Origin of the sequence: Stieleria sedimenti, assembly GCF_025060895.1 — a bacterium.
Classification (GTDB): Bacteria; Planctomycetota; Planctomycetia; order Pirellulales; family Pirellulaceae; genus Stieleria; species Stieleria sedimenti.
Map to the genome: position 1 here is coordinate 4,659 of NZ_JANZKV010000331.1, position 6,900 is coordinate 11,558.

General features: G+C 58.9%; 4 protein-coding genes. 3 read left to right on the forward strand and 1 reads right to left on the reverse strand.

Translation table 11 applies throughout. From position 1 onward, the window contains the following. Nucleotides 1-263 precede the first annotated feature (263 nt). Nucleotides 264-878, forward strand: a complete 615-nt coding sequence (locus NZK35_RS32680; RefSeq protein ID WP_259636727.1) for a PDZ domain-containing protein — start codon at nt 264-266, stop codon at nt 876-878. On the opposite strand, the gene NZK35_RS32685 is transcribed toward NZK35_RS32680, so the two are convergent. Continuing rightward, the gene (locus tag NZK35_RS32685) at nt 879-2,591 is read right to left on the reverse strand and encodes a hypothetical protein (protein ID WP_259636728.1); all 1,713 of its coding nucleotides are present in this window, start codon (nt 2,589-2,591) and stop codon (nt 879-881) included. 289 nt (nt 2,592-2,880) lie between these two features. On the opposite strand from NZK35_RS32685, the gene NZK35_RS32690 reads away from it, so the two are divergent. Beyond that, a complete protein-coding gene (locus NZK35_RS32690; RefSeq protein ID WP_259636729.1) occupies nt 2,881-3,741 on the forward strand; it encodes a hypothetical protein in 861 nt (286 codons plus the stop codon). A gap of 112 nt (nt 3,742-3,853) precedes the next feature. Next, complete coding sequence (locus NZK35_RS32695; RefSeq protein WP_259636730.1) at nt 3,854-6,844, forward strand: response regulator; 2,991 nt, start codon at nt 3,854-3,856, stop codon at nt 6,842-6,844. Nucleotides 6,845-6,900: the final 56 nt, after the last annotated feature.

The following is a 6,900-nucleotide window of genomic DNA, read 5'->3' on the forward strand; positions in this document are numbered from 1 at the left end:
GCCTGCACACCAGCGCCGTTGGTGTCTAACCTTGAGGGACCGTCCAGCTTAGGAACGATGCGAAACGCGACGAATCCTAATGATCTCGTCGATTGAGTGTGATGCGGTCAGCGGACCGATGTACGACGTCCTTTCGAGGTCGTCGTCGGGAGTCCAGCGGACGACGGCCCGGAAGGGGCCATCGTACCCGGAAATGCGATTGTTCCCAAGCTGGACGGTCCTTTGAGACGATGTGGGCCGGACCGTGATCGATCGATGCGCTGTTGATCGAGTTGGACCAATTCCAGGCGGATGAAAATCTTGATCCCGTCGACGCGGTGGCGATCGACGGAAAACCGATGCTGGGCGTCCTGCTGGACGACGCGCCGCTGGGCGTCGAGGTGGTGCGCGTGACCGATGGGCTTGCCGGCGACCGCGCCGGATTGATCAAGGGCGACAAGATCGTGCAGATCGATGAAGCGGATGTCGAAACGCCTGCGGACGCCCAAATGGACCTCGCGAATCATCCGTTGGGTTCACCCCTGCAATTGGTTTACATTCGTAACAATCGACGCTATGAGCGCGAGATTCGGTTCACCGGTGCGTCGGACGCGGGGGGCAAGAGGCCGATGCAGCCGCCTATCGAGTCACGAACCTGGAGCGGGAAGTCGCGGTCTTGCGCCGACAAGTTGTTTTGTTGCGCGATGCGATTCGGATTCTCGCGGCCGATCACCATCATGATGCCGTCGAATAAGCGACGAACGATGTCGATCCCAGCGGGACGCGTGAGCGAGCGGCACGTGTGTGAAATGCATCACGCGCCACTGGCTGACGCCACGTGCGGGCATGCACTCCAGCGTGCTTGGGGACACCGTGTCTTGGAGGCTCCTGCCTCCTGACTACAAACCGCTCTGGAATCCGCTCGGTTTTCGCTCGGCCTTGCGTTCGGCGATCCGGCGGTACAGTCCGGTTTTTCCCGTGGTGATCGCGACGCCGACACACAGGCACACCAACCCCGAGGCGATCGGCCAATTGAGGCGTCGCAGTTTTCCGGATCGGTGGCCTTGGTAACTGAACGTCGCGCAGAACAAGACCGCTTGCAAGGCCGCGACGGCGAGCCAACCGCGGCGGCGAATCAGGACGCCGTAGGCGAACGAGACGACCGCGATCCCGGCTCCCGCAACCAAGATCAGATCCTGCGGATCTTGCAGGGATCGGAACACGATCATCATCGCCGCAAATGACATCACGCCGGCGGCCAGATAGCGTAGAAACACGGCGAGTTGAGTTTTGAAGACCGCGCCGATGATCAGCATGGCCAGGGTCGCGAACGCAGTCGCTGCGATCAGCCCGTCGTTCTGGTAGCCGTACGCATCGCCGATCATCGTGATCGTCGTCGCCGTGACACCGGCCAAGGCTGCCCACAGCCAATCGGCGCTCGCCATCCGAAACGTCATCACCAACAGGATCACGCAGGCGGCGGCCGGGAACATCCACGACGCCAAGCCAACACTTTGTCCAATTTCCGGGAGCGGTGCGGCCAGTCCCGTCACCAACAACGTCGTCGGCAATCCGAAGACGGCGTACCGCACCCCACGTATCGTCATCCAAGCGTAAACCAAAAAGATGACACCCAAGGCAACCGTCAGCGAGGACCCGAACAGATAGGCCAGGTCACTTTGAATCGGTAACCACGTCACACCGAATCGCGTCGAAGCGCAAAGCAGCAGTCCCGACGCGCTGATGATCGCCAGACCTTGTAGGGCTTGGTTGCGTAGTCCGAGTCCGGCTTCAGCGATCAACACGATCACTGCGGCCAGAATCGGCAACAGCAAGAACGGTTCAAATTTCCCGGCAATCCCATAAAAGCCGAACGACATCCAAATCGCGTGGGATCGGATGCCCGCCAAAACGACCAACACCACAAAGGCGGAGATCGGATACAGCGGCCACGACCAAGGCGTTCCGTTGTCGCGGGCCGAGTCTGGGCCACGGCGAATCGCGGGAATCAGCAGCAAGACGCTCGCGCCGATGGCGACCGAAAACAGCACCGATCCCCAATTGGCGAGCGGGTCGTTGCGCGTCGCGACGGCACGGCCGAGGAGCAGGGGGAACCCGATCAGCACGGCGTAGTGCGTGTAGAGTGCGGCGCGATACCAAACGCTCAATCGAATCCTGCACAGCCACAAGATGCCTTCGGTCACGATCAAGATCAACGCGGCGGCCGCGCAGGCGAAGACACTCGCCGTCGATTGGTCGCCGATGCAAAGTTCGTCAAAGCCGGTCGTGACGGCAACGAGGCTGATCACCACAACCAAAAAGATCGACCGGGCGTCATCCCAGACCTTGGCGATCCGCACCACTCCGACGCATACCACGGCCATCAATAACGTGTAAGCGGCGATGCCTCCGGCCATCGAGATCGACTTGTCGAGTAAGCTGCCGCCAGAGATCGCAAGACTTTGGCAGCCGTAGATGACCAGCAAGCAACTGATCAGATAGAATGGATTTTGGTTGTACAAAAATCGGGCGAACGAGGTCTGTCGCGGTGCAGCGACATCCACCGGGGAGGCAAGATCAGGCGCGGCCGCAGGTTCCTGTTCACCATCCATCACACCGACCCCTGCTGCAAGAAAAGTCCCGTGCCGATGGATCAACGGAACAGGGAAAACAGATCAGTTTGGTCCGCCTGAAAGACAAGCGCGCCAACAGTCAACGTGAAGGAGTCCTACGACGTCACCGCCAAGACGGTTCACAACGGGGCCGATGTTTTTTTGTCAGCGTGACCCGCGACGGCCGATATTCTGTTTTTCAGGCAGCACGATTCCTCATGTACGCTCGCTCTGCGGCCGATGAAAGAATTAATACGCGCCGATATGAAAGCGATGGCAGGACACCTACATGCAGCAGACGTACGCAGTCGCGATTTCGTGCTTGCTGCTGGCGTTTGGCGGGCAGTTCGCCCCGCGGTCGCTTTGGGCGGTGGAGCGGTCCGAGACGACGGACCACGCGGAACTGCCTTTGGAAGTGGCTGCCTGCCAATCGAACGTCACCCCTGCGTCCTGTCTCGGCATTGATCTACGGGACGGATTACTGAGCGGATGGATCCCCGAATCGGATCATCGAAACAGCGGATTCCTAGATTTTAATTACTACTGGGACAACCGTGACTTCAACGTGTTGACGATCAACGCGGGAGCCAGGTTGCCTTGTCAATTCGAGTATTTCCAGTTCGTCAATTACACCAGTCCGTTCGGTGCGTCGTCTCAGTTAGAAGACTGGAATGATTTTTTTACGGAGATTCATCTCCGTCGACCGATTGCCGCCGAGCATCGTCTCCTCGGTCACCTGGACTGGAATCTGATGTGGGCCGACGGCGGATTCACTGACGAAGTCGGACGATTGGGCGTTCGCTGGCGACTGCACGACACGCCCGGGCCGATCGGTGATTTCGTGACGGACACCTTGAACCTGCGGTATTCTCTGACGTTTCATGTTCTTGAGGACGACGGTTCGGGATGGCAGATGGAACACGTGTTCCGAAGGGACTTCTTCGATGGTTTGATGTATGTCGGTGGGTTCGCCGACCACAATGTGAATGATGCGTTTGAGGATTCGGACTGGGTGGCGGAATCGCAATGGGGAGTGAAGCTGGGCGGAAATCTCTATGCCGTCGCTGAATATCGGTACAATAGCTTCTTGCCGGCAAAGTTTCGAAGCGGATGGGGATTCGGAATCGAGTACTTCGTTTCCTTTCCGTGAACGATAAGGCGCGCCCACATCGTTTTGGGGTGTCGACGGTTGCCAATTTGAAATCTGCCAGAGTGACTGGCATGAGGACAGTTACATCGCAAGGCCGTCGGGTACATCAACAATGGTCGACTCCACCGCCACCACTGAAACACGCGACGGGCGGCAAGTCCGCGCCGCGAACTCAGTGGCAAGCCGTTTGTCATTCGACGCTGGCGTGCCGTTGTTGGCCGCCGCTGCAACCGGCATGGTCGTGCTGGTTTGTGTGTGGGTTCTGAACAAGAACTCGACCGAGCGGTACGTTCAGGAGATTCGGGCGCGCACCGTCCGTGATTTGGCGACCGTGCGTGGGGAAGCGGAAAAGGCGATCAACAAGCGAATCCATTTGACTTCGGGACTGAAGGCACATGTCTCTGTGCATCCCGAGATGACGCCACAGCAGTTCGCAGACATCTCCGCATTGCTGAGAAAGGAAGCCGACGGCATCCGCAGTGTCACGTCGATCAGGGATGATGTGATCAACGACGTGTATCCCCTGGAAGGCAATGAGGGTGCCCTCGGTTTCAGGTTGCTCGAAGATCCGAAGCAACGTGCGGCGGCCATACGTGCAAAAGAAACGGGAAAGCCGTGGTTGTACGGCCCCGTCGAGTTGATTCAGGGCGGTCACGCGTTTGTCTATCGGGCGCCCGTTTACGAGACGGTTCCGGGCCAAACGCCCGGCGGCGGAGACTACTGGGGAATGGTCTCGATTCTGATCGACGAGGAAGTGCTGTTTAGGGAGATTTCGGCGAGTGTTCCCGATGATCTGTCGATTGCGATTCGAGGTCGCAACGATCAGGGAGGGCCGGGGCAGATCATTCACGGAGCTGCTTCCTTGCTGAACGCCGATCCGATCGATTCCGAAATCTCGCTCCCAACGGGAAGCTGGAAGCTTTACGGAATACCGACCACCGGTTGGCCGACGGCCTCGCCCGCTGCGCCACAGTTGCACGTTTTGGGGGTACTCTTGGCGCTGTTGGCCGGCAGCCTGGTTTATTTGGTGGTGAGATCCAACCAGCGTTATCGCGAGTACGCGAACCAATTGGAATTTGCCCATGCGGCGGCCCAACGGAGTGCAAAGGAGGCAACGCTGGCCAAGCTTGCCGCCGAGGAGGCGAATCGCGCCAAGAGCCAGTTTCTGGCCAACATGAGTCACGAGATTCGAACCCCGCTGAGTGCCGTCATCGGGATCACGGAACTGTTGCTCGATACGTCACTTGAGCGAGAGCAACGCAATTACCTGGGTTTGGTTCGCGAATCGGGCGAGTCGTTGCTGTCGGTCATCAACGACATCCTGGACTTTTCAAAGATCGAAGCCGGCAAGCTCGATTTGGTTTCCACCCCGTTTGAGATTCGCGAGCGTTTGGGCGACATGATGAAGCCGATGGGGTTGCGCGCCGGTGCCAAACAGGTGGAGCTGACCTTGCATGTCGCTGCCGACGTTCCTGCGGTCGTTGAAGGTGACGCGCATCGCTTGAGACAGATCTTGGTGAACCTGGTCGGCAACGCCTTGAAGTTCACCGAACAGGGGGAAATCGCGGTCGGTGTTTCGCTTGATTCATCCTCGACCGACGAGTGTGAGGTTCACTTTCAGGTGCGTGACACCGGCATCGGGATTCCCGCTGATAAGTTGTCACATATCTTTGGAGCCTTTGAGCAAGCCGAGGGTGGCACGGCCCGCCGCTTCGGCGGCACCGGATTGGGCTTGGCCATCTGCTCGCGGTTGGTTGAACTGATGGGAGGCCGGATTTGGGTGGAGAGCGAACTGGGGAGTGGCAGCACCTTTCATTTCACCGGCGTGTTTGGCGTCGAGAAAGACACGGACGCCGCCACCCAGCATGACATCGCGGCGTTGCAAGACGCCCGGGTTTTGATCGTCGATGACCTTGCCACCAGCCTGATGATCTTGGAAGAAATGGTCCGTGGTTGGGGGATGCGTCCGACCTCGGTATCCAATGCCGAACGGGCCATCACGGCCTTGAAAGAGGCTCAAACCGGAGACGATTCCTTTCGGCTGCTGCTGACCGACGTCCACATGCCCAATCGCAGTGGGTTTGATCTTGTCAGCGAGATTCGCAGTGATCCCACCCTGAAGGATCTGCCGGTGATCGCTTGCACCGCCTACGATCAACCCGGCGATCATCAGCGTTGGAACGAACTCAACATTCACCGCTATCTGATGAAGCCGGTCAAGGAAACGGAATTGTTCGACGCCGTCGTGGGCGTGCTGGGAGAGACGGCGATCGCGAAACCCGGTGAGTCGACCACGGCGGATGCCGAGCCAGTCATTCGCCCACTGAACATCCTGCTGGCGGAAGACAACCAGGTCAATCAGACGTTGGCGATCGCCTTGTTGAAGAGGTGGGGACACACCGTCACCCTGGCCAGCGACGGCAAGGAAGCCTTCGAGAAGTGCGTTTCCGGTTCGTACGAGCTTGTGTTGATGGATGTGCAAATGCCGGAGATGGACGGCATGGAAGCGACACGCAGAATCCGCGAGGTCGAACAGGACCGAGGCGGTCACGTGCCGATCATTGCGTTGACCGCCCATGCCCTGGCTGGAGACCACGAAAAGTGCCTGGAAGCCGGCATGGACGGCTACGTCTCCAAACCGCTGAGAATCAAGGAATTGCGTGCGGCGATTTTATCGTTTTTCGTTGATGATCCGCCGGGTGATCCAGCTGCGGGGCTCGATCGCGCCGAGGTCGATTCGTCCGTCGCCACGAACCAAACGGATTGGTCCAAGGCGTTGGAGTTATGTGCCGGAGATCAGGATCTGTTGATCGACATTTTGGAAGCGTTCTTGGAAGAGACGCCGCGTTTGATGAGCGAATTGGAACAGGCGTTGGCGGACGAAGACTGTCAAGCTGCCAGACGCTCGGCCCACACGCTGAAAGGGGCGTTGCACGCGCTCGGTTTGGCATCGATTGCTGATCTTGCGTTTCAGATCGAACAGCAGGCGACGGGCGATTCGCTCGCTGAAACCGATTCCACCCTCTCGCAGCTTCGCCAACAGCTCGACGCCGCGATCGCGGACGCACGTCGGGTCGTCAACGGCGAACACGTCGCGCAGTGAGACGAACCCCGGTGAGGCGAAGATTCAGCGACCGTGGACGGCTAAAGCCCAATACC

Excerpts from the sequence above, each read along its gene's own strand:
- NZK35_RS32685 (WP_259636728.1), bottom strand. The coding sequence starts at position 2,591 with ATGGATGGTGAACAGGAACCTGCGGCCGCGCCTGATCTTGCCTCCCCG.
- NZK35_RS32690 (WP_259636729.1), top strand. The coding sequence starts at position 2,881 with ATGCAGCAGACGTACGCAGTCGCGATTTCGTGCTTGCTGCTGGCGTTT.
- NZK35_RS32695 (WP_259636730.1), top strand. The coding sequence starts at position 3,854 with ATGGTCGACTCCACCGCCACCACTGAAACACGCGACGGGCGGCAAGTC.